Below are 24,682 nucleotides of genomic sequence, written 5' to 3' on the forward strand. Positions count from 1 at the left end.
ATTTAGTTTTCATCATTAGAACTGTTTTTCTCTTGAGATTTTATTTTATTTAATTGATTTAATACTGCTTTTTTAACGAGTACTTCAAAAGTATCAAGTTGTTGTAAACTCGCCATACCAATATTTACTTTGAGCTCGGATTTCCATTCACCAAGTACTTGCTCTATTTGGGTTATGACTCTTGCCGCCCCCACTGACGATGCGTGTGGCAAGATAATAATGAGTTCATTAGTATTATGCCGAAACAATTGGTCTTGCTCTCTAAGTGTATTTTTGAGCCGCGGAATAATAAAGGGTATATCCTCAATATTGTTATTACTGATATTAATCAGTAGCATACTTAATTGATAGTGCCCTTGTTTGGCATTATCTAACATATTGTCTATACGGTGCTGCTGGCTTTCTTCTTGAGCATTCACATTATTGAGTCGCTGTGGTTTACGGGCCAAAAATAGGACTAATCCAACAGACAGTAACAAAATCATCAAGGCGGTAATGGTTAAATTTTGATTGATGTTGCTGACAGGTTTCTCTGGTGGTGTACTGGCTTCACTTTGTGCTGTTATTCTGGCTTTATACTGCATAAAGTGGGCATTGTTTAACTTGGCCGCAGCTTGTTTAGCGGCACCAAAACGCTGCACCTGAAATTGATAAGCCGATTCAAATTGATTTTGTTCAGCGTAATATTGACTGATTATCTGGTTAAACTCCTCTAAATCCGAAAATTGCTCAAGTTCAGTGGCTTGCTCAATAATTTCATTTAGCAGTGACAAGGCTTGGTTGTCTTTATGTTGTGCAAAATACACTTTGGCTAATGTACGCTTGATGCGCATGACGTAAATAGGCTCTTGGTATTTAGTGAATAGTTCTATGCTTGATAATGCGAGTTTTTCGGCGATGGTGTAATCACCAACATACAAATGAATTATCGCAAGCAAAGCATATTGGTTTGCCAAATCTCTTTCAGAGTCTATATTTGCACTGACACTTTCTGCTTTATTTAAAAAATATAGTACTTTGGCTTTATCATTTAGCGCTATGTTTATAAGCGCTAAATTGAGAGTTACTGTAGATTTTATTTTTCCAAAAAAAGAAATATCTTTATAAGCTGCTTCGGAAAAATGCAGTGCCTCTACATAATCACCCATAGAGAAAAATACATTAGATATTTCTGATTGTATAAATGAAAGCGGCAACAAGTACCAATGCTGAAATTGGTTTTGTGCTTCATCATAAATATCTAAGGCAAAACGCAAGTCTTCAATGGCCGAATTATAATTTTCTAGGCTAGTATTTTGTCTACTTCTGGCATAAAGGCTGTTTACAATCGCTTGTTTTTCAGAATAACGCTTGGCTAATCGTAACGCTTCTTCGGTGAGTTGTTGTTCTTGTAGCGTGTTGCCAAGGCTTTGGTGTGCATCGGCTTGGCACTGTATAAAGTAAGGGCGAGCGGTATCGTATTTAAACTGTCTGGCCTTCATTTCCCCTTGTTTTGCCAAGGTGATTGCCTGATTAAACTCACCAAATTCCAGCAAATTAAAGCAATGAAGTAGTGTTAAGCGCAGAGCATTTATATCGGTTAGTGGTTGTTTAGCGTGTTGTTGCTCGAGTGAATCAATGAGTATTTTGGCGTTTGCAGATCTTTGAGTATTAATATTGCTGATCACATCGAGTTGTTCTCGAGCGCTCAGTTGTTGAGTTTCGGCAATGATATCGGCTGAGAGTAATAAACGTTGCGATGGTTGAGCCAAAACTGCCGTAGTCGCTAAATATAGTGTGAGGCCAAAGATTAAAGCAAAAATGCGACTAAAGTTATATTCAATACTCTTTTTCGACAACATCATCGTCATATATCTACTTAACATGGGGTGATAGCAGTATACGATTATTTATATCCAGATACATAAAAATATAATCGATGCAGCAACTTAGATTGATGTTTATTTGCACTTTGAGAGGTAAGTTCATTAATTGAAAGCGAATCAATATTGGCTGATAATGTCGCTGGTTAACTGTAATGAAGCACTAGTACGCTATCATCTTTTTCACGTTGACCAAATTAGGGTTGACACAGAAGGCTGGTCGCGTTACATATTAGGCATAGACATATTTTGTACGTCAATCATTTAGCATAATTAGTTATTAAAAGTGAATACTAACGTCATGAATACACAATCAGCTTTACTCGGACTCCTTCTCCTCTCACGCACATCCTGCGCGGAGTCCTTTGTGTTACATGTAAAATAATTCATTAAACATACACAAACCCCGCGCTAATTGTCGCGGGGTTTTTTTTTAGCCCTTTTGAAATGAAGCCGTTGTGTACCTCGCAGCTAATTCAAATAAACATGATGGTCGATGGAGAAATTCGATGTCCAATAGAGTCATAATCTTTGATACTACCTTACGTGATGGTGAGCAAGCATTAGCAGCCAGTTTAACCGTTAAAGAAAAGCTACAAATTGCGTTGGCTCTAGAGCGTTTAGGTGTAGATGTAATGGAAGTGGGTTTTCCTGTTTCTTCTCCGGGCGATTTTAAATCGGTGCAGACCATTGCTAAAACCATTAAAAACAGCCGTGTGTGTGCGCTATCTCGTGCACTTGAAAAAGACATCGATGCTGCAGCCCAGGCTTTGTCGGTTGCCGATCAATTTCGAATTCATACCTTTATCTCTACTTCGACCATTCATGTTGAAAGTAAATTGAAGCGCTCTTTTGATGATGTATTAGAGATGGCCGTTAATGCGGTTAAATACGCCAGACGATTTACAGATGACGTTGAGTTTTCATGTGAAGATGCTGGTCGCACACCAATCGATAATTTATGTCGTATGGTTGAGGCGGCGATTAAAGCCGGTGCTCGTACCATTAATATTCCTGATACCGTAGGTTATACAGTGCCAAGCGAGTTTGGTGGCATTATCCAAACCTTATTTAATCGGGTTCCTAATATCGATCAAGCCGTTATCTCGGTTCATTGTCATGATGATTTAGGCTTGTCGGTGGCCAATTCAATTGCTGCAGTTGAAATGGGCGCCCGCCAAGTTGAATGTACTATTAATGGTATTGGTGAACGTGCCGGTAACTGTTCGTTAGAAGAAATCGCCATGATTCTTGCAACTCGCAAAGATTTGTTAGATTTAGACTGTGGTATTAATGCCAAAGAAATTCACCGCACCTCATCGCTAGTGAGTCAATTATGTAATATGCCGATCCAAGCCAATAAAGCGATTGTGGGAACCAATGCATTCTCTCATTCATCGGGCATTCATCAAGACGGTATGCTTAAAGCCAAAAATACTTACGAGATCATGACACCAGAAAGTATTGGCTTAAACCGTAATAATTTGAACATGACTTCACGCTCTGGTCGCCATGTGATTAAACATCGCATGGAAGAAATGGGTTACCAACAAACTGACTATGACATGGACAGTCTTTACGAGCAGTTTTTGACCTTAGCAGATAAAAAAGGCCAAGTGTTCGATTATGATTTAGAAGCATTGGTATTCATGGAGTCGCAAGCGCAAGATGACGATAAGTACCAGCTTCAGCACATGATGGTGCATTCTGATTCGACTGAAGGTGTCGCCACTGCCACGGTACGTATTGCGGTTGATGGCAACGATATTACTGAGGCTGCTACGGGCAATGGTCCTGTTGATGCAGCTTATAATGCCATTGCACGCGCAACAGAGCGTAAAATTAATATCACTAATTACAAGTTAAGCGCGAAAGGCGAAGGTCAAAATGCGCTTGGGCAAGTTGATATTACCGCAAAATATAATGAACAAATGTTCCACGGCGTTGGCTTAGCCACAGACGTCGTCGAAGCATCAGCTCAAGCGTTAGTACATGTGATGAACTTAGTGTACCGCGCAGATAAAGTGGCTGACTTTAAACAACAGATCCATAAAGAAAGGGAGTTAGGCGGCGTATGAGTTATCAAATAGCAGTTTTGTCGGGTGATGGTATTGGTCCTGAAGTGATGGCTGAAGCGCGTAAAGTGCTCAGTGCTGTTGAGACACGTTTTGGGCTGGATATTCAATACACCGAATTTGATGTCGGCGGTATTGCCATTGATAACCATGGCTGTCCTTTACCTGACGCGACTTTAAAAGGCTGCGAAGCCGCGGATGCGATTTTATTCGGCAGTGTCGGTGGCCCTAAGTGGGAAAATTTGCCACCAAACGATCAACCTGAACGCGGCGCATTATTGCCATTGCGCGGACACTTTGAGCTATTTTGTAATTTACGCCCAGCCAAATTACATGACGGCTTAGAGCATATGTCACCGCTTCGTAGTGATATATCAGCCCGTGGTTTTGACGTGTTGTGTGTCCGTGAATTAACTGGTGGTATTTACTTTGGTAAGCCGAAAGGGCGCCAAGGTGAAGGAGATGATGAAGAAGCCTTTGATACCATGCGTTATAGCCGTCGCGAAATTAGTCGTATTGCTCGTATTGCTTTTGAAGCCGCGCGTGGACGTAAAAATAAGGTGACTTCGGTAGACAAGGCCAACGTATTAGCCTGTTCAGTATTATGGCGCCAAGTGGTAGAGGAAGTTGCTAAAGACTTTCCGGATGTCACTTTAGAACACATCTATATTGATAACGCGACTATGCAGCTATTACGTCGTCCTGATGAGTTTGATGTGATGTTATGTTCTAACTTGTTTGGTGATATTTTATCAGACGAAATTGCCATGTTAACTGGCTCTATGGGGTTATTGTCTTCGGCAAGCATGAATAGCTCTGGTTTTGGCTTATTTGAACCTGCCGGTGGCAGTGCGCCAGATATTGCTGGCCAAGGTATTGCTAATCCGGTAGCACAAATTTTATCTGCTGCATTAATGTTACGTCACAGCCTAAAGCAAGAAGAGGCGGCAAGCGCTATTGAACGTGCAGTGACAAAAGCATTGGCAAGTGGTTATCTAACCGGTGAATTATTGGCTGCAGACAAACGCAGCGAAGCTAAGTCGACAGCGCAAATGGGTGACTTTATCACCCAGGCAATAAAGGAAGGTGTGTAATGGCCCAAGTGACAAGTAAAACCTTATATGAAAAAGTGTGGGACTCACACATTGTTGCCAGCCCAGAAGGTGAAGCGCCAGTTGTGTATGTTGATCGTCATTTAGTCCATGAAGTCACATCACCACAAGCATTTAGCGGTTTAAAAGTGGCAGGGCGTAAACTCCGCGCGCCACAAAAAACCTTTGCCACGATGGATCACAACACCTCAACGCGCAGCGCCAGTTTAGATGCGTTAAGCCCAATGGCGCGTACTCAAGTTGAAACACTGGCACAGAATTGTAAAGAGTTTGGCGTGCGCTTGTATGACATTCATCATCCTAATCAAGGCATTGTTCATGTAATGGGGCCAGAGCTGGGGATTACCTTACCCGGTACTGTGATTGTGTGTGGTGATTCTCACACCGCGACCCATGGTGCGTTTGGTGCGTTAGCATTTGGTATTGGCACATCAGAAGTTGAGCATGTGTTGGCAACCCAGACACTACGTCAGTTAAAAGCCAAGAATATGAAAGTTGAAGTGCGTGGCAAAGTAACCGATGGCGTGACGGCTAAAGATATCGTGTTAGCGATTATCGGTAAGCTTGGCATGGATGGTGGTACAGGTTTCGTGGTTGAGTTTTGTGGTGAAGCCATTGAAGCATTAACCATGGAAGGCCGCATGACCTTATGTAATATGGCCATTGAAATGGGCGCTAAAGCTGGCATGGTTGCGCCTGATGAAACCACATTTAACTATCTTAAAGGTCGTGAATTTGCGCCTAAAGATGCAATGTGGGAACAAGCTGTTGCAGCATGGTCTGAGCTTAAATCTGACGCAGATGCTGTGTTTGATGTCGAAGTGGTATTAGATGCCAACGATATTGCGCCGCAGTTAACCTGGGGCACTAACCCTGGTCAAGTCGTTGCGATTGATGGTGTAGTACCTAATCCAGAAACTGAAACCAACAGCACCAATCGCACCAGTATGATTAAAGCCTTAGAGTATATCGGCCTGACGCCTGGCACTAAGATGACTGACATTAGCATCAATAAAGTGTTTATTGGCTCTTGTACTAACTCGCGTATTGAAGATTTACGATCCGCTGCTGTGCACGCTAAAAACCGTAAAGTTGCAGAGGGTGTTGTGGCGATTGTGGTACCTGGTTCTGGCCAAGTGAAGTTACAGGCAGAGGCAGAAGGTTTAGATAAAATCTTTATTGAAGCTGGTTTTGAATGGCGTTTACCAGGTTGCTCGATGTGTTTAGCGATGAATGATGACCGTTTAGAAGCTGGCGATCGTTGTGCATCAACCAGTAACCGTAACTTCGAAGGCCGTCAAGGTCGTGGTAGTCGTACTCATTTGGTGAGCCCTGCTATGGCAGCCGCTGCAGCAGTAGCTGGTCACTTTGTTGATATTCGCAAACCTTACTAAACCGAGAGAGGAGATAAACATGCAAGCATTTACTGCCCATACCGGTTTAGCGGTAGCCATTGATAGCGCTAATGTCGATACCGATCAGATTATTCCTAAGCAATTTTTGTCTAAAGTCACCCGTGACGGTTTTGGTGTGCACTTATTTCATGATTGGCGTTACTTGGATGACGTTGGCGATCAGCCTAATCCTGATTTTGTACTTAATCAGCCACGTTTTAAAGGCGCTTCTATTTTATTAGCACAAGAAAACTTTGGTTGTGGATCGTCGCGCGAGCATGCGCCATGGGCACTAGCTGATTTTGGCTTTAGAGTGATCATCGCGCCGACGTTTGCCGATATTTTTTACGGTAATTCGATTAATAACGGTCTGTTACCCGTTAAATTAACATCGGCACAAGTACAACAATTAATGGATGAAGTGGCAGCCAATGAGGGAGCAAAAATTACCGTTGATTTACAAGCTCTCACAGTTACGTCACCTTCAGGAAGCGTGTTTGATTTCACTATAGTGGAGTCTGCTCGACATAAGTTATTGAATGGTCTTGATGCGATTGGTTTGACGTTGTCATTTGAACAACAAATCAGTGATTATGAAACTCACATACCTGCCTGGTTCGCATAATCGGCTATTTCGGAATGTTTGAGAGTACCGTTTAAATAGCATGAACTATAAATTAACAGCCTCTTGATGATGTCATCAAGAGGTTTTTTTGTTTTTAATTGTAAACGTTTTTATGTCACTATTTTGTAATATAAGTACTGGGTGGACTTATTTTAGATGAATATCGTTAATTATTTAAGCTCACTAGTGTGCCATATAAAGTTATTTAACCTAATGTTTTTAAATGATAAAAAATAACTTTTCCTTATGTGATGTTAAATCAGTTTACAGCTATACCGCTTTTAGTTTCTTTTTTATAGCTGAAAATTAAAAGTTTGATCATGATCACAATTTTAAATTCAATCACTCACTTCTTGTTCCGTCTCTTTACGCAGTTGCAAAGCTTTTTTGGATCAGTACACTGGCGGCTTCATTTAAATCGAGTTTTTGCTCTATAAAAGTCGATTTATGCAGTTTGAAACTAAGACACAGAGAATCATAATGAAAAAAACAGTGTTAACACTGGCGATTAGCGCCATTGTATTTGGGGCAACAACTCAAGTGAACGCGGCAGGTTTTCAACTTGCAGAATATTCAGCAACAGGTTTAGGCCGTGCATTTGCTGGTGAAGCGGCTATTGCAGACAATGCGTCAACTCAAGCGCGTAATCCAGCCATGCTAGCTTATCTAGAAGGCCGCCAAGTATCAGCGGGTGGCATTTATGTTATGCCAAATGTTGATGTGGTTGGTGATGTCGGCATTTCTTCACCGTTATTAGGCTCAGAGCCATTAGTGATTGGTGCTGACGCATATGATGTTGCTGATAATGCATTTGTGCCAAACTTTTATTATTCAAACCAGTTGAATGATCAATGGACTTGGGGTCTAGCGGTTAATTCAAATTATGGTTTAGCAACAGATATTCCGGTAGCGGATGCAGCGGCTATTTTTGGCAGTAAAACCTCAATTACCACTGTCGAGTTTAATCCCAATGTTGCTTTCCGCATTGATGACTCATTCACTGTAGGTGCTGGCTTACGTGTTGTGTACGGTGAAGGTGAAGTTAGTGCAACCGCTCCAGGTTGGATTGATGCGATTAAAGCTAATCCTAATTTACCTGCAAGCATCAATGCACGCTTACCTTCAGGTGGTACAAATTTAAAGTCAATGGAAGGTGATGATGTTGGTTATGGGTGGAAAGCGGGCGCGAGCTGGCAAATTAACTCAGCTAACCGTATCGGTTTGGCTTATCACAGTAGTGTCGATCTTAAATTAGACGGTCATGTATCTGGTGTGGCTTATAACGGTGGTCAAAATATTGAAATCGAAGGCTACTTACCTATTGAGTTACCTGCATTTGCAGAACTTGCTTCTTATCACCAGTTAACCGAAAACTGGGCAATGCATGCCAGTGTTAATTGGACCGAATGGAATGTGTTTGAGCAACTAGTGGCGTATTTCCCTGGTGATGTTAAGCCAGTAGGTGGCTTAGAGTCAGACGTAGTAAAAGAAGAGAACTTTAAAGATAACTGGCGTTATGCGCTTGGTACCACCTATACCCTTAATGACCAGTGGACATTACGTGCAGGTATGGCATTAGATACAACTGCGGTTGATGATCAGCATCGCACCACGACCATTCCAGATTCTGACCGTTTATGGTTCAGTGTGGGTACCGGTTATCAAGTCTCTAAAAATTTGAATGTTGATGTGGGTGTGACTTACATTCGCACTTATGGTGACGCACCCATTACAGAGACTCAGGGCCTACAAGATCTTGCAGCAGTTAGCTTCACTGGTGAAGCCACCGGTGATGTATGGTTAACAGGTGTGCAGTTAAGCTATAAGATGTAATAAGCTCTGCTAGTGTTGATATTTAAGGCCTCGCAGTTGCGAGGCCTTTTTATTTCTGATCTACAGTAAAATGATGAGGTTTTCTGTGAACGGGTGACAATTACTTGCATTAATTTTATATGTCGATGTACGATGTCACATTGGCTTATTAAGCAGATAAATCATATAAAAATAATAATGACAAAATGATATAGGAAATCAGATGGTTGCAAAAAAATACATTGTCGCGTTAGATCAAGGCACTACAAGTTCTCGTGCCATTGTGTTTGATCATCAAGCGAATATTGTCGCCGTGGCACATCGTGAATTTACTCAACATTATCCGCAAGCGGGGTGGGTAGAGCATGATCCGATGGAGATATGGTCTTCACAAAGTTCAGTTTTGGTTGAAGTGCTAACTCGCGCGGGCATTAGCCGTCATGATGTTGCCGCGATAGGGATTACTAATCAACGCGAAACCACGATTGTCTGGAACAAGCACACAGGTAAGCCGGTATGTAATGCAATTGTATGGCAATGTCGCCGCAGCCAGGCAATATGCCAACATCATAAAGCACAAGGTGCTGAAGATATGGTGCGCCAGAAAACTGGGCTGGTACTAGATCCATATTTTTCGGCGTCAAAAGTTGAGTGGATTTTAAACAATGTTGAAGGCGCTCGTGAACAAGCCGAAGCAGGTGATTTATTGTTTGGCACTGTTGATACTTGGTTGGTGTGGAAACTCACACAAGGTGAAGTCCATGTGACCGAACCGACTAATGCATCTCGGACCATGTTATTTAACATTCATGACCAGCAGTGGGACCAAGAGTTGCTTGATCTGTTTAACATCCCTCGGGCAATGTTACCTGACGTGAAACCGTCTTGCGCAATATACGGCTATACCGAATTGGCTGGCAATCATGTTCCAGTGGCGGGCATGGCTGGCGATCAACAATCGGCGTTATTTGGCCAATTGTGCATTGAGCCTGGGATGGCTAAAAATACTTATGGCACAGGGTGTTTTTTGTTAATGAACACGGGTGACAAAGCGGTAGAGTCTACCCATGGGTTATTAACGACCATTGCTATTGGCGCTGATACAAAGGTGAATTATGCCCTAGAAGGCTCGGTATTTATGGGCGGCGCGGTCATTCAGTGGTTGCGTGATGAGTTAGGTCTTATTGCCGATGCTTGTGACACCCAATATTTTGCCGACAAAGTAGATGACACTAATGGCGTTTACTTGGTGCCTGCATTTGTGGGTTTAGGTGCGCCTTATTGGGATGCCGATGCCCGAGGTGCCATTATTGGTTTAACCCGGGGAGCCAATCGGAATCATATTATTCGCGCAGCATTAGAAGCAATTGCATACCAGTCTCGTGATGTGCTTGATGCTATGAGCAAAGACTCTAATGTACCGCTAACACAAATTCGAGTGGATGGTGGTGCGGTAGCGAATGACTTTTTAATGCAATTTCAAGCCGACATTACTGGGGTAACGGTTATTCGTCCGCAAGTAACAGAAACCACTGCGATGGGAGCTGCATTCCTCGCTGGCTTGGCTGTTGGTGTATGGAAGTCGACCGATGAATTAAAAACCATGCTGTCTACCGAGCGGGAGTTTACCTCAACAATGGATATAGAGACTCGTGCAACCTTATATAAGGGCTGGCAGAAAGCTGTATCTCAAGTGAGCCCTAATGGTGAAGTTGGGTAAACGAAGTAAATATTACACTTCAATATCAATAAGCTGACTAGCGGTTTCTCCCCGAGTGGAGAATCGCTTATCCGTTTTCATTCGCCTCATTCGGCTACCTAGATTTTTTTTCTCATTAACCGTTCTAGGTTTGGCGCGTCTTTCTTGACGTGGCGCTTCCTGCCGTTGAATCGGCATTTTATGAGTAATGCTGGGGGGTAATTGTGACTGAGGCGCCTCGTGGCTGTCTGCACTTATCGCACTGGTATGTTTGACTTGTTCAACAATCCTCTTACGCTCACTCACTGCCTGTACAGGTCTAGCTAGCATGGCATAAATGCTGTCGATACTCATGTTGCTCTCCTGTGATGGTGAAATGAAGTTGGATGTTTATCATCATAACTGTTTATCGGCTTAATTTGATTAAAATTTAATCTTATTTAGATTTTGGATCGTTTAATTACCTCTTTCATACTCTTGGTTGACTGGCTCCCTGTTGGTATGGGTGTTATCAATTATGCTCATTTCATTATTTTTATCAGTTATTCAATGATGTACCAAGGGCAATAGAATAACGTTAACGTCGCGATGTTTTCCCATTTACGACCTCTAAAGGCATATTTCCGCGTCAATAGCTTATCTATTGCCTATTAATGCAACGAAGTTAACAGGACACAGCGTTGAGCAGATCGATATCGCTGTAGCGTAATTCCTTAAGTGATAACACTGCTTTTAACTGTTTATTGTTGAGTCATCATCACAGTACATCCCATTAAGGCATTAAGAATAATTAACTGTGATTGCGAGATGAATTGATAAAATGCTTGCCCTCAACATGCAGGGTTAATGTTATACATCGTGATGTTCTGCAATCGATTTTTGGTCGTTAATACTTAGGCATTGATGCTTAGTAATCGATGTTTAGCAGTTGATGTTTAGCAGTAATCTAATGATCAAAAGTTGTTTTAGCAGTGTTATTTAGCAGTGTTATTTAGATAGGCAATTTACCTGAGCAATACGATACAGAAGGTGAATAGAGAGGTGTTTTCGCCTCAATAATACTGATATTGAAGATGCTCGACAGGCATAAGCATAAAATAAAGAGCTTTTTTAAACGTAGAAAATCGACTCAGTCGACTATTTGTTGATTTTTAATGTGCTTAAAATTGAGCTGTTGAGCAATATTACGAGGTAAAGATGGAGCATTCGAACGATTAAATAACATTAATTAAAAAGATCGCGAGTCTATTTTAGCCGATAAAGTGACCGTTATGTCTCTGGTTTAACTCATTTACCCTGATTTTTAGCTGTTTTCCTATGACAGCTCTGTCATTCATCCCGCTTGATATTAATTTGCTGCTAACCCGCTTGGGGTCTGGATTTAATATATCTGTCCATTGCTTGACAACACTTGCATAGAGTCCCTAAACTTAGCATTTGTGGGAAGAAGTGGATCATTGTGGATCAAATGACAACATTAAGGGCTAAATAACGTGTTTCGTGGTGCCAGTGCAATCAACATGGATGCTAAAGGGCGGATCGCTATTCCAGCGAGATACCGTGATGCGTTACGTGTGGAGCATGCCGGTACTGTGATTATGACCGTTGATATTGACGCTGCTTGTTTGTTGATTTATCCGTTACATGAATGGGAGCAGATTGAAGCAAAGCTAAGATTGCTTTCTGATACCGATCCACTTGAGCGTTCCTTTAAACGAAAATTACTAGGTCACGCACAAGATTGTGAACTAGACAGCCACGGACGTATTGTGATTCCGCCGGCATTGCGAAGTTTCGCCAGTTTAGAAAAGAAAACCATGCTGGTGGGCTTACTGAATAAATTTGAATTATGGGAAGAGAGTGCTTGGCAGCAACAAATGGATGATGGCAATGCGCTCATTCAAAGCCAAGATTTAGCCAGCAATGAACGTCTGGCACACTTTTCACTGTAATGACCAAAAAGGTTAGAAGAACCCAATGAGCCAAGAGTTTTCCCATTTATCAGTATTATTGAATGAGACCGTTGATGGTCTCAATATCCAAAGTGATGGCATCTACATTGATGGCACGTTTGGCCGAGGTGGGCATTCGCGTCATGTATTAAGCCATTTAGGCGAAAATGGTCGTTTAATTGCAATTGATCGTGATCCGCAAGCCATTGAAGCTGCAAAACAGTTTGCAGATGATCCACGTTTTCAAATCGTACACGGTGGCTTTGGCCAATTAGCCGAGTATGTAGAGGAGCTTGGATTAACCGGTAAGATCAACGGCGTATTGCTTGATCTTGGCGTGTCATCACCACAGCTAGACGATGCAGAGCGTGGCTTTAGTTTTTTACGTGATGGTCCACTCGATATGCGCATGGACAATAGCCAGGGTCAAACTGCAGCTCAGTGGATAGCGCGTGCTGAAATTGAAGACATGGCATGGGTATTTAAAACCTACGGTGAAGAAAAAAATTCGCGTCACATTGCACGTTGTATCGCTGCCGATCGCGAAAAAACACCTTTTTTGCGTACCAAAGATTTAGCCGATTTAATCGCGCGCATCACTAAAAACAAAGAGCGTAATAAGCATCCTGCAACACGGGTGTTCCAGGCTATTCGTATTTATATTAACAGTGAATTAGAACAAATCGATCAAGCACTTGAAGGCGCATTAGCGGTATTAGCACCTCAAGGACGTCTATCGGTGATCAGTTTTCATTCGTTAGAAGACCGTATGGTTAAGCGTTTCATTCGCCGCCATAGCCAAGCTGAAAGCGTGCCATATGGATTGCCTATCATGGAAGCAGAGCTTAATAAATCGCGCAAATTAAAGGCGGTTAGTAAGGCACTAAAGCCTTCTGATGCAGAATTAGAGCAAAATCCACGTGCGCGTAGCTCAGTATTACGAGTTGCCGAACGTCTGGATTATTAACCACTGAGGGTAATGTGAGCCAATCACCATTAAATTTGCCTCGGATTGTGTTACATGACATTTGGCACCACAAGTGGGTATTGCTGTTGAGTATTTTGGTTGTGATGAATGGCGTAGCCGTCGTTTATACCAGCCATGTAACACGTAAGTTGATTACTCAATGGGATCAACTTCTACAAGAGCAAGATCGCTTAGATATTGAATGGCGAAACCTATTATTAGAAGAACAATCGCAATCAGAGCACAGTCGTGTGACTCGGATGGCAACCAAAGAATTAAATATGTCTCGGCCGCTTCCTAAGGAGGAAGTTATCATTCGAGTCCAGTGAGCATAGGGAATATGGCTAGACAAGCAAAGCAAAAATTAGGTCACGAACTTATTCCATGGCGTTTATACGTTGTGGTGGGGTTCGTTTTGTTATTATTTTGCAGTCTAGTTGCACGTGCGGCCTATATTCAAATTATTGAGCCAGATAAACTGCGTCACGAAAGTGATATGCGCACATTACGCACAACCAGCAATCAAGTTCAGCGAGGCTTAATCACCGATCGTAATGGCGATATGCTCGCGGTTAGTGTTCCTGTGCGGGCTGTGTGGGCTGATCCTAAACATGCTCATGATCAAGATGCATTTAAAGACATGCGACGTTGGCAAGCCCTTGCTGATGTTCTGCAGGAACCTGTCGATGTATTGGTCAGAAAAGTCAAAAACAATCCTAAAAAGCGCTTTGTATATCTTAAACGTCAAGTGACCTCTGCTGTTGCTGACTATATTGAGCAGCTTAAAATTGGTGGTATTTACCTTAAATCAGAATCCCGTCGTTACTATCCTGCTGGTGAAACGGCTGCACAGTTAATTGGTATCACTAATATCGATGATGTGGGCATTGAAGGCATCGAAAATACTTATAATACTTGGTTAACAGGAACACCCTCTAAGCAAAAAGTACGTAAAGCCCGCGATGGCAGTGTGGTTGAACGTTTAGATATCGTGCAAGAAGGCGAAAGCTCTAACGATTTAGTGCTCAGTATCGATCAACGTATTCAGCAGTTGGCATATCGTGAATTGAAACGTGCGACAGAAGTATACCAAGCGACTTCAGGGTCTGTGGTGGTCATCGATGTGACCACTGGCGAAGTGCTAGCGATGGTAAATACGCCTTCATATAATCCCAATGCCCGAGATAATTTACAGCCTCACCGTATGCGTAATCGTGCCTTAACTGACACATTTGAACCCGGGTCTACTATTAAACCTTTTGTTGTTGCAGCGGCTCTAGATTCCGGCACAGTGAAAGTAAATGAATTGATCTCGACATCACCAGGGTGGATGCGGATTGGTGGACGTCAAGTTCGCGATTCGAATAACTATGGTGACATGACGTTAGCCAAAATTTTGGTTAAATCGAGTAACGTGGGCATTAGTAAGCTGTCCTTGTCTATGCCTGTTGAACAATTACTCGGTACATACCAATCCATGGGATTAGGTAATTATTCGGGGATTAATTTAACCGGTGAAAGTGCCGGATTAATTCATAATCGCCATCGTTGGTCTGACTTTGAACGTGCCACCTTGTCTTTTGGTTATGGCTTTACCGCGACACCATTACAAATTGCACGTATGTACGCCACGCTAGGCAGTGGTGGAATACTTTATCCAGTATCGATTTTAAAGCTGAGACAGCCACCTAAAGGCGAGCAAGTTATTTCAAATAAAGTCGCCTATGACGTAATGGAAATGCTCGTTGGGGTGACTGAAACGGGAGGCACAGGAACCAAAGCACATATTGATGGTTACCCCGTTGCAGGTAAATCAGGTACAAGCCGTAAAGCCGTTGCTGGGGGGTATGGCGATGATTATGTCGCTTTATTTGCTGGTGTAGCTCCGGTTCATAAACCACGCTTGGCTATTTCAGTTGTGATTAATGAACCCAAAGGCGACAAATATTACGGTGGCGATGTTGCCGGCCCTGCTTTTGCTAAAATTATGTCAGGTGCTTTGCAAATGCTTAATGTAGAACCAATTTCAGAGCAGGAGGCTGTTCATTTGGCCACTGCGCGAGGAGCGCAGAATAATGTTATTAAATGATTTATTAGCGCCGTGGTTCCATTACTCTGGCCGCGAATCCATTAATGGGTTAACACTAGACAGCCGTGACGTAGAACGTGGCGGTTTATTTGTGGCGTTACCTGGTCATAAAGTCGATGGTCGAGTATTCATTCCTCAAGCGATTAACGCTGGAGCAACGGCGATACTGATCCATACCGATAATCCAGATGAACATGGCATCGTCGATCGTCTTCAATATACTGTGCCATTAGTGTTTTTTTGCCAACTAGGCCGCCAATTGTCGGCCGTTGCTGCTCAGTTTTACTTATCCAATAACCAATCGTTATCTTTGATTGGAATAACCGGTACCAATGGCAAAACTTCTGTAAGCCAAATTATTGCTCAAATTGTCCATTTATTTGGCCATCAAGCCGCTGTGATGGGCACATTAGGTAATGGTTTGTGGGGCCAACTTGTGGATAGTGGCAATACGACTGCTGATGCCATAACGGTTATGCGCCAGCTTAGTGAGTTTGCTGCTAAAGGCGCTGAACTGTGTGCTATGGAAGTGTCTAGCCATGGTTTAGTACAAGGACGAGTAGAAGCGGCACCATTTGATATAGCAGTGTTTACTAATTTAAGCCGCGATCATCTAGATTATCACGGTGATATGGATTCTTACGCTGCGGCTAAAAAACGCTTATTTCAATTTCCTAGTGTAAAACATGGTGTGATTAATATTGATGATGCCGTGGGCGAGAAATGGTTGACCCAACTTGCGAATGAAAAGAATAAATCATTCAGCATTCAAGGTAATTCTGCTGCCGACTTTTACTGTGATGCCATTGAATATCATGATGCAGGTGTCACCGCGACATTGCATTTTGTCGAAATTAATAGTGAAAAGTCAGCAAGTGTGCTGCTTAACTCGCCACTATTAGGTGCATTTAACTTGTCTAACCTCGTGGCAGCAATAGCTGTGCTGTATTTACAGGGCAAGCCAATGGCATCTATTTTGGCGGTGCTGCCGTTGTTGGTTCCTGTTGCGGGTCGTATGGAGCGTTTTTCATCTACTAACAGCGCGACTTTGGTTGTTGACTATGCCCATACTCCAGATGCAATTGAGCAAGCGTTAAAAGCATTAAGATTGCACTGCAAAGGAACTCTGTGGTGTGTATTCGGCTGCGGTGGCGATCGTGACAAAGGCAAACGTCCTTTGATGGCACAAGCCGCTGAGCAATATGCAGATAAAGTGATGATCACAAGTGACAATGCCCGTAGTGAAGATCCACAAACCATTATTGACGATATTTTACAGGGTATTAGTCAGCCTCAAAACGTGCTTACTCAAGTAGACCGTATTGAAGCCATTACCCATGTTGTTGCATTGGCACACGTTGACGATATTGTACTACTTGCTGGCAAGGGGCATGAAACCTATCAAGAAGTGGCAGGACAACGTATTGATTATGATGAACGCGCCTTAGCATTCAAGTTGTCTCAGGAGGCATCATGATTAGTGTCACTATGTCGGTATTAGCCCAGCATCTTAATGGCACCCTACACGGCCAAGACGGCGTGATTACGAGTGTCAGTACTGACAGTCGCAACATTCCAGCTCAATGTTTATTTATCGCGTTAAAAGGCGAGCGTTTTGATGGGCATGACTTTGTTGATACTGCGATTAAAAATGGTGCTGTAGCACTGTTGGTCGATCATCTATTAGTCGACCATCCTTTTGCCGCCGATATTGCGCAAATTGTAGTGGCCGATACCCAAAAGGCTATGGGCAAGATGGGAGCGTTTGTGCGCCAAACCGTGGCGCCTATTTGCGTCGCGTTAACGGGGTCAAACGGCAAAACCAGCGTTAAAGAAATGCTGGCCACTATTTTATCTCAACATCACCAAGTGTTATTTACCGCCGGCAATTTTAACAACGAAATTGGTGTGCCGTTAACTTTGCTACGGTTAAGTAAAGGTGATGAATATGGGGTATTTGAACTTGGCGCAAACCATCGTGGTGAGATCAATTACACCTCGTCGTTAGTGCTGCCTCAAGTCGCGTTAGTGAATAATGTCGGCAATGCTCATCTTGAAGGATTTGGTTCGCTGGAAGGTGTTGCTCAGGCTAAATCTGAAATTTTTAATCATCTTGCTCAAGATGGCACGGCGATTATTAATGCTGACGACAAGTTTGCAGACTTTATGCTGCAACAGTCGCAAGGGCACAAACACCTGCGTTTTAGCCGTGAAATGAATGTCGATGCCGATGTTACCGCAACAGACATAGTGGCAGATGCCAATGGTTGTTATCGGTTTACATTAACCTTTGATGGACAGCAAGAAGTGGTGCAATTGCCATTAGCGGGTCTGCATCAAGTGAGTAATGCTCTGGCTGCAGCATCTATGTGTATTGCTTTAGATATATCGCTTTACGACATCGCACAAGGCTTTGCTTTGCTTAAACCGGTAAAGGGTCGTATGCAACCCCATGAGCTTGGTCGAGTGTTATTAATTGATGATAGCTATAACGCTAATCCAACGTCAGTAAGTGCGGCGATTAATTGGTTGCAACAACGTGATGGATATCGTTGTTTAGTGCTGGGAGATTTAGGCGAATTAGGCGACAATGCTGCCCCTTTGCACGCCAGCATTGGATTACAGGTTAAAAATGCAGCCATAGAGTCGCTATTTTGTTGCGGCCAGTTGTCGGCAAATACCAGTGAAGCATTTGGCAGTGAACACTTTTGTGCTCAAGAGCCATTAATCGTGGCATTGCAAAAACAGTTAATAAGTACCACAGGTAATATCACCGTTTTAGTTAAAGGTTCCCGCAGCGCCGCTATGGAGCGAGTTGTGGACAGTTTATTAGATGCCTTTGGGCGTGGGGAGTTAGTGTAGATGCTGGTTTATCTAGCCGAGTATTTAACCCAATTTTATAGCGGGTTTAACGTTTTTTCATATGTAACGTTCCGGGCTATTTTAGGCTTGTTAACTGCATTGGTGTTTAGTTTGTGGTGGGGGCCGATTTTAATTAAGCACCTGCAAACGCTGCAAATTGGTCAAGTCGTTCGTGATGACGGTCCAGAATCACATTTCAGTAAGCGTGGAACACCGACAATGGGCGGAATTCTTATCCTTGCGGGCATTTTTATCAGTGTGCTGCTGTGGGGCGACTTATCTAATCGTTATGTATTAGTCACTTTATTTGTACTAGCCAGTTTTGGTGTCATTGGTTTTATTGATGATTACCGTAAAGTGGTTAAGAAAGATTCTAAAGGCCTAATTGCACGTTGGAAATACGCACTGCAGTCAATTGCCGCTTTAGTGGTTGCAGTGTATTTGTATAGCTCATCAACCATGGTTGGCGAAACACAATTAGTTGTGCCGTTTTTTAAAGATATTATGCCGCAACTGGGCTTTATGTTTATTTTATTAGCTTACTTCACCATTGTGGGTGCCAGTAACGCAGTGAACTTAACCGACGGCTTAGATGGTTTGGCGATTATGCCAACCGTAATGGTTGCGGCTGCGTTTGCATTAATCGCTTACTTATCTGGTCATGCACAATTTGCCAGTTATTTGCACCTACCTCATTTACCGTTAGCCGGTGAATTGGTGATTGTGTGTACGGCTATGGTCGGTGCAGGTTTAGGTTTTTTATGGTTCAACACCTACCCAGCACAAGTGTTTATGGGCGATGTAGGCTCATTAGCGTTGGGTGCTGCATTAGGTGTGATTGCTATTTTGGTTCGCCAAGAGATTTTATTAGTGATCATGGGTGGCGTGTTTGTGATGGAAACGGTATCGGTGATATTGCAGGTGGGTTCGTATAAGTTACGTGGTCAACGAATTTTCCGTATGGCACCTATTCATCATCACTATGAGTTAAAAGGGTGGCCAGAGCCGCGTGTAATCGTGCGTTTTTGGATTATCTCGTTGTTTTTAGTGTTACTGGGTCTCGCGACTCTAAAATTACGCTAAGTAATTAATCAAGGTCAGTATTATGCAAACTCAATATACGCACATTGTTTTAGGCTTAGGGGCAACAGGGCTCTCGGTCGTGCGTTTTTTAGTGTCTAAAGGCATTAAACCTTTAGTGATGGACAGTCGTCGTCATCCGCCGGGTGCAGATACGTTGGCACAAGAGTTTGCCGATATTGAATTATTGGCTGGCGGGTTTGATTGTCGTTATTTAGTTCAGTCTAGCCAAATTATCATCAGCCCTGGTGTGCCAATCGATACGCCTGAAGTGCGTGCAGCATTGGACATGGGAATTGAAGTGATTGGTGATGTCGAGTTATTTGCTCGAGAAATAGCAGACAAAAAACCTTGCGTTGTCGGTATCACTGGATCAAATGGTAAATCTACGGTGACGACATTAGTGTACGAAATGCTGTTAGCTGCCGGAAAATCGGTGGCGATTGGCGGTAATATTGGTACACCAGCGCTGGATTTATTACCTCAGAATGCAGACTTTTACGTACTTGAACTATCGAGTTTTCAACTTGAAACAACTCATTCATTAAATTGTATTGCGGCAACGTGTCTCAATGTTAGCGAAGATCATATGGATCGCTATAGTGACTTAAATACTTACCGCGAAGCAAAATTACGCTTATACCCACAAAGTCGCTTTGTGATGTACAACCGTGATGACGAGTTAACTTATCCGTTAGAGCCAATGAATCAAAATAATTTTGGTTTGGATGTGCCAGAAGGCGATGCATGGGGATTAAGTGATGGCAAGATTTTCCATGGTGACAGTGAAATTATTAATTTAATTGATGTGACCTTAATTGGTAGCCATAACCATGCAAACTTATTAGCTGCAATGGCATTAGCCGATGCTTGTGGTGTCGGTAAAGAGGCCATGATAGAAGTGGCTAAAACCTTTGTTGGTTTAAGCCATCGTTGCGAACTGATTGCCGTTAAGCAAGGTGTGTCGTATATCAATGACTCTAAAGCGACCAATGTTGGCGCGACAGTTGCCGCGCTAGAGGGACTTAATTCACACTTAGGTGATTTGTATTTGATCGCCGGTGGAGACGGTAAAGGCAGTGATTTTAGTCCGCTTATAGAACCGTTGAGCAATATTACCCAGCTTATTACCTTGGGGCGAGATGGACGCAAAATTGCCAAATTAAAACCAGGCACTATTGAAGTGACAACGATGGCAGAGGCCGTCGCCAAAGCCGCTGAATTAACATCGTCTGGTGACATAGTATTATTGTCGCCAGCATGTGCAAGTTTAGATATGTATAAGAACTTTATGGCTCGCGGTGATGATTTTAGACAGTGTGTGGAGTCGTTAGCCGATGGCGAATAACGAGCAGCAACTTAGCTTGTTTAAACGGGGCCTTAATTGGACTTTGCCCTCGTTATTATCAGATGACCATACACCGGGTATGCCGTTATACGACCGTAGCTTTCTAGTCGCGATTGTCGGCTTAATGTGTTTTGGCTTTGTTATGGTGATGTCTGCTTCAATGCCTGAAGCGACCAAACTGACTGGCGACCCGTTTTATTTTATGTATCGCCATGTGCTTTACCTTGTTGGCTGCGTAGTGATTGCTTTCGTGGTACTGAAGTTTGAAGTCAGCTATTGGGAAAAAAACAGCGGCATGCTGATGCTAGCGGTGTTGGTATTATTGATAGCAGTACTGTTTATCGGTACTTCGGTTAACGGTGCTCGTCGTTGGTTGTCTATCGGTCCTATTAGGATCCAAGTCGCCGAAATGGCCAAGTTTATATTTATTGTATACATGGCAGGTTACCTAGTACGTCGTCATGGTGAATTACGCGAAAACCGTAAAGGCTTCTATAAACCGATTGGGGTTTACGGTTTGTTCGCAGTATTGATTTTGTTACAGCCTGACCTAGGCACCGTGGTGGTGTTGTTTGTGTGTACGGTAAGCTTGTTGTTTCTGGCTGGCGCGCGCATTACAGACTTTATGGTGTTGATATTACTTGGCGTAGCGACCTTCGTATTACTGGTGCTATTCGAACCCTACCGTATGCGACGTGTGACCTCGTTTATGGATCCGTGGGAAGACCCATTTGGCAGTGGTTATCAGTTGACGCAGTCCTTAATGGCTTATGGCCGAGGCGATTGGTTTGGTCAGGGTTTAGGTAACAGTATTCAGAAGCTGGCTTATTTACCTGAGGCACACACTGATTTTATCTTTGCTGTTATCGGTGAGGAGCTGGGGTTTACCGGTATTATGGTGGTGTTATGCACATTATTTTTTATTGCTATACGTGCGATTAGATTGGGTAATTTATGTTTAAAAATGCAGCGCCCTTTTGAAAGTTATGTCGCCTATGGTGTTGGTATTTGGATTTGTTTTCAGACCGTAGTTAACGTAGGGGCCAGTATTGGTATGTTACCAACCAAAGGGTTAACCCTACCGTTTATTAGCTATGGTGGCAGTAGTTTGTGGATTATGACTGCTGCGGTGATGTTGCTTGTTAGGATAGATCATGAACGTCGAGTTAGTTTGGTGCAAGCCGTACAAGGGAGAACTAGTTAATGAACAGTAATATTAGTCGTTCTCCTAAGATATTAATTATGGCTGGCGGCACTGGTGGCCATGTTTTTCCTGCACTTGCAGTGGCGAAATATTTAGCTGAAAAAGGTTGGCAAATACGTTGGTTAGGTACTGCCGACCGAATGGAAGCGCGTTTAGTGCCTCAACACGGATTTGATATTGAATTTATCGATATTAAAGGTGTGCGTGGTAATGGGCTTATACGTAAGTTAGCGGCGCCATTTAAAATTATCCGTTCAATTATTCAAGCTAAAGCGGTAATTGATGATTTTCAACCCGATGTGATTTTAGGCATGGGCGGTTTTGCCAGCGGCCCAGGCGGAGTGGCCGGAAAATTGTCAGGTATTCCTGTCGTGTTACATGAGCAAAATGCGATTCCAGGATTAACCAATAAGTTGTTATCTAAGATTGCCAAAAAAGTGTTGTGTGCATTCCCCAATACCTTTACCAGTAGCGTCACTAATGTTGAGGTTGTGGGTAATCCCATCCGCCAAGAGCTGATTGAGTTAGGCGCACAAATTAAAACACCGCAAGCCGATGCGTTAAGAGTATTGGTGGTAGGTGGTAGTTTAGGTGCCAAAGTATTGAATGATGTCATGCCTGCTGTGGTGGCTCATCTGAGTAAATATCATTCTCTGACAGTTTGGCACCAAGTGGGCAAAAATAACCAAACAACAGTAAAGTCGAGTTATCAACAACTTGGCCAATCAGACAGTGTCAATGTTGCAGAATTTATTGATGATATGGAAGCCGCTTATCGTTGGGCCGATGTAGTGGTTTGCCGCTCGGGTGCCCTTACAGTGTCCGAACTGGCAGCCGTGGGTTTACCGAGTATTTTAGTGCCGTATCCTCATGCAGTGGATGATCATCAAACAGTGAATGCATCAGTACTTGTTGATGCTGGCGCAGGATTTTTATTACCACAAACCATTTTAAATGCAGATAACCTTGCTGAGAAATTGCAGTTATTTGCTGAAAATAGACAAGAACTAGCCCAAATGGGTCATAAGGCAAGAGGCGTAGCGGTATTAGATGCGACTCAACGAGTAGCAGATATTTGTGCCTCATTTGCGAGAAAGGGTTGAAATGACTAAGACAGAAAGATACGCACAGCTTCGTAGCATGATCCCTGAAATGAGACGGATTAAGCGCATTCATTTTGTTGGCATCGGTGGTGCCGGCATGGGTGGTATTGCGGAAGTGCTTGTGAACGAAGGTTATCAAATAAGCGGCTCAGATATCGCTATCAATAGCGTAACTGAGCGTTTGGCGAGTCTTGGCGCAAAAATCATTATTGGCCATCAGGCCCAAAGCGTTGAACAGGTTGATGTTGTTGTCGTTTCGACTGCCATTAACCCGCAAAATCCTGAGATTATTGCCGCTAAAGAATTACGTATTCCGATTGTACGCCGTGCAGAGATGCTGGCTGAGTTAATGCGCTATCGTCATGGTGTTGCGATTGCCGGCACTCATGGTAAAACCACCACGACGAGCTTAATTGCCAGTGTCTATGGTCAAGCTGGCCGTGATCCAACATTTGTGATTGGTGGTTTACTTAATAGCGCAGGTACCAATGCACGCCTAGGCACCAGTCGTTACCTTATTGCTGAAGCAGATGAAAGCGATGCAAGCTTTTTGCATTTGCAGCCAATGGTCAGTGTGATCACCAATATCGAAGCCGATCACATGGATACATATGGTGGCGACTTTGAGAAACTGAAAACCACTTTTATCGATTTTTTACATAATCTGCCGTTTTATGGCGTCGCAGTAATGTGTATTGATGATGAAGTGATCCGCGAAATTATGCCACGTATTGGCCGCCAAGTTGTGACCTATGGTTTCAGTGAAGAGGCTGATGTCCAGGCGATTAATTTTGCACAAAATGGTCACCAGTCAAGTTTTACGGTTAAGCGTCATGGCAAAGATAATGTTGATATTGTACTTAATTTGCCAGGTGAACATAACGTTCTTAACGCTTTAGCCGCGATTGCTGTCGCCAGTGAAGATGACATCGATGATAGTGCGATTGTACAAGCACTTGCAGAGTTTGAAGGTATAGGTCGTCGTTTTCAGCATTTAGGTGAATTTGAAACACCTAATGGCAGTGTCATGCTCGTGGACGACTACGGCCATCATCCAAGTGAAGTATTAGCAACGATTAAAGCAGCGCGAGCAGGTTGGCCAGACAAGCGTTTAGTGATGGCATATCAACCGCATCGTTACAGCCGTACGCGCGACTTATATGAAGACTTTGTCGATGTATTGTCGCAGGTAGATTGTTTATTATTATTAGATGTTTATGCAGCGGGTGAAGCTCCTATCCCGGGTGCCGATGGGCGCGCTTTATGCCGTTCAATTAGATTACGAGGTCAAATAGACCCTATTTTTGTCGCCAGTCCAGATCAACTAGCGGCAGTTTTACCTGATGTGTTGCAACATGGGGATTTATTTATGACCCAGGGTGCGGGTAATATTGGTGCTTTATCGAAAGAATTAGCTCAGAATAATTTGGGTTGTAAAGTGCTTGTAGAAGAGCAATAAAGTGATTGATTTTTCACCAATTATTGTGTGTGAAAATCG

The 24,682-nt window shown here is 43.0% G+C and carries 19 protein-coding genes; 17 read left to right on the forward strand and 2 right to left on the reverse strand.

Annotation, left to right across the window (positions count from 1 at the left end; translation table 11 throughout):
• Nucleotides 1-2: 2 nt before the first annotated feature.
• Entirely contained in the window at nt 3-1,850 is a 1,848-nt protein-coding gene (locus AAEY94_RS08440) for a hypothetical protein (protein ID WP_192116153.1), read from the reverse strand.
• 521 nt (nt 1,851-2,371) lie between these two features.
• Between AAEY94_RS08440 and leuA the strand changes: the two genes are divergently transcribed.
• The 6 genes from leuA (at nt 2,372) to glpK (ending at nt 10,600) form a co-directional block, all read left to right on the forward strand.
• Entirely contained in the window at nt 2,372-3,940 is a 1,569-nt protein-coding gene (gene leuA, locus AAEY94_RS08445) for a 2-isopropylmalate synthase (RefSeq protein WP_162024095.1), read from the forward strand.
• A complete protein-coding gene (leuB, locus tag AAEY94_RS08450; protein ID WP_162024094.1) occupies nt 3,937-5,031 on the forward strand; it encodes a 3-isopropylmalate dehydrogenase in 1,095 nt (364 codons plus the stop codon). Before leuA ends, leuB begins: the two co-directional genes overlap by 4 nt.
• On the forward strand, nt 5,031-6,443 hold the full coding sequence (leuC, locus tag AAEY94_RS08455; protein ID WP_182744049.1) for a 3-isopropylmalate dehydratase large subunit: 1,413 nt from the start codon (nt 5,031-5,033) through the stop codon (nt 6,441-6,443). Before leuB ends, leuC begins: the two co-directional genes overlap by 1 nt.
• Nucleotides 6,444-6,462: 19 nt before the next feature.
• Nucleotides 6,463-7,068 (forward strand): 3-isopropylmalate dehydratase small subunit, encoded by a 606-nt coding sequence (gene leuD / locus AAEY94_RS08460; RefSeq protein ID WP_182744048.1) that lies wholly within the window; start codon nt 6,463-6,465, stop codon nt 7,066-7,068.
• Nucleotides 7,069-7,548: 480 nt separating this feature from the next.
• Nucleotides 7,549-8,901: an outer membrane protein transport protein gene (locus tag AAEY94_RS08465; protein WP_350978394.1), complete on the forward strand. Its 1,353-nt coding sequence runs from the start codon at nt 7,549-7,551 to the stop codon at nt 8,899-8,901.
• A gap of 202 nt (nt 8,902-9,103) precedes the next feature.
• Nucleotides 9,104-10,600 (forward strand): glycerol kinase GlpK, encoded by a 1,497-nt coding sequence (gene glpK, locus AAEY94_RS08470; RefSeq protein WP_192116152.1) that lies wholly within the window; start codon nt 9,104-9,106, stop codon nt 10,598-10,600.
• Between the two features lie 12 nt (nt 10,601-10,612).
• Here glpK and AAEY94_RS08475 read toward each other — a convergent pair whose 3' ends face one another.
• Complete coding sequence (locus AAEY94_RS08475; RefSeq protein ID WP_101088510.1) at nt 10,613-10,933, reverse strand: hypothetical protein; 321 nt, start codon at nt 10,931-10,933, stop codon at nt 10,613-10,615.
• Between the two features lie 1,139 nt (nt 10,934-12,072).
• Here AAEY94_RS08475 and mraZ point away from each other — a divergent pair.
• From mraZ to murC, 11 genes are read left to right on the forward strand one after another with little or no spacing between them, the layout of a single operon-like run.
• Nucleotides 12,073-12,531, forward strand: coding sequence for a division/cell wall cluster transcriptional repressor MraZ (gene mraZ, locus AAEY94_RS08480; RefSeq protein ID WP_059746825.1), 459 nt, complete (start codon nt 12,073-12,075; stop codon nt 12,529-12,531).
• A 25-nt stretch (nt 12,532-12,556) separates the two neighbouring features.
• On the forward strand, nt 12,557-13,498 hold the full coding sequence (gene rsmH / locus AAEY94_RS08485) for a 16S rRNA (cytosine(1402)-N(4))-methyltransferase RsmH (protein ID WP_350978396.1): 942 nt from the start codon (nt 12,557-12,559) through the stop codon (nt 13,496-13,498).
• 14 nt (nt 13,499-13,512) lie between these two features.
• Nucleotides 13,513-13,827, forward strand: coding sequence for a cell division protein FtsL (ftsL, locus tag AAEY94_RS08490; RefSeq protein ID WP_101088508.1), 315 nt, complete (start codon nt 13,513-13,515; stop codon nt 13,825-13,827).
• 11 nt (nt 13,828-13,838) lie between these two features.
• On the forward strand, nt 13,839-15,587 hold the full coding sequence (locus tag AAEY94_RS08495) for a penicillin-binding transpeptidase domain-containing protein (protein ID WP_101088507.1): 1,749 nt from the start codon (nt 13,839-13,841) through the stop codon (nt 15,585-15,587).
• A complete protein-coding gene (murE, locus tag AAEY94_RS08500; RefSeq protein ID WP_350978417.1) occupies nt 15,571-17,064 on the forward strand; it encodes a UDP-N-acetylmuramoyl-L-alanyl-D-glutamate--2,6-diaminopimelate ligase in 1,494 nt (497 codons plus the stop codon). The genes AAEY94_RS08495 and murE overlap by 17 nt, the downstream gene beginning before the upstream one ends.
• Complete coding sequence (locus AAEY94_RS08505) at nt 17,061-18,449, forward strand: UDP-N-acetylmuramoyl-tripeptide--D-alanyl-D-alanine ligase (RefSeq protein WP_350978399.1); 1,389 nt, start codon at nt 17,061-17,063, stop codon at nt 18,447-18,449. The genes murE and AAEY94_RS08505 overlap by 4 nt, the downstream gene beginning before the upstream one ends.
• Nucleotides 18,450-19,532, forward strand: coding sequence for a phospho-N-acetylmuramoyl-pentapeptide-transferase (gene mraY / locus AAEY94_RS08510; protein ID WP_011639217.1), 1,083 nt, complete (start codon nt 18,450-18,452; stop codon nt 19,530-19,532).
• 22 nt (nt 19,533-19,554) lie between these two features.
• Entirely contained in the window at nt 19,555-20,877 is a 1,323-nt protein-coding gene (murD, locus tag AAEY94_RS08515) for a UDP-N-acetylmuramoyl-L-alanine--D-glutamate ligase (protein ID WP_101088504.1), read from the forward strand.
• Nucleotides 20,867-22,081, forward strand: a complete 1,215-nt coding sequence (gene ftsW / locus AAEY94_RS08520; protein WP_101088503.1) for a cell division protein FtsW — start codon at nt 20,867-20,869, stop codon at nt 22,079-22,081. The genes murD and ftsW overlap by 11 nt, the downstream gene beginning before the upstream one ends.
• Nucleotides 22,081-23,184 carry an undecaprenyldiphospho-muramoylpentapeptide beta-N-acetylglucosaminyltransferase gene (murG, locus tag AAEY94_RS08525; RefSeq protein ID WP_101088502.1) on the forward strand — a complete coding sequence of 368 codons (1,104 nt, stop codon included), beginning with the start codon at nt 22,081-22,083 and terminating at the stop codon, nt 23,182-23,184. Before ftsW ends, murG begins: the two co-directional genes overlap by 1 nt.
• 1 nt (nt 23,185) lies before the next feature.
• On the forward strand, nt 23,186-24,643 hold the full coding sequence (murC, locus tag AAEY94_RS08530) for a UDP-N-acetylmuramate--L-alanine ligase (protein WP_101088501.1): 1,458 nt from the start codon (nt 23,186-23,188) through the stop codon (nt 24,641-24,643).
• The last annotated feature ends 39 nt before the right edge of the window (nt 24,644-24,682 follow it).

This window comes from Shewanella sp. AC34-MNA-CIBAN-0136 (assembly GCF_040309945.1).
In the GTDB taxonomy this organism is placed as follows: Bacteria; Pseudomonadota; Gammaproteobacteria; order Enterobacterales; family Shewanellaceae; genus Shewanella.